The following is a 262-nucleotide window of genomic DNA, read 5'->3' as shown; positions in this document are numbered from 1 at the left end:
ACGCCTGCCCTAATCGGTTAAGCTCGCCACTGAATGTAAGTCGCTGACCCATTATACAAAAGGTACGCCGTCACCCCGCTTTAAGCGCTCTCGCGCTTAAACCGCTTTGCGCGCCAGTGGTGCTGTTTCACACTGGGGTCTTTTGACGATTTTTACTGTCGCAAAAATCGCCGAAAGCGCTTAAAGCGGGGCTCCGACTGTTTGTATGCATGCGGTTTCAGGATCTGTTTCACTCCCCTCCCGGGGTTCTTTTCGCCTTTCC

1 rRNA gene is annotated in these 262 nt (G+C 53.1%); it reads right to left on the bottom strand.

The features are described 5' to 3' along the window. A 23S ribosomal RNA gene (locus J8I87_RS44325) occupies positions 1-262 on the bottom strand; the annotation flags it as partial.

Origin of the sequence: Paraburkholderia sp. LEh10 (assembly GCF_017814945.1) — a bacterium.
Taxonomy (GTDB): Bacteria; Pseudomonadota; Gammaproteobacteria; order Burkholderiales; family Burkholderiaceae; genus Paraburkholderia.
This window is presented reverse-complemented; position numbering and strand designations above follow the sequence as displayed.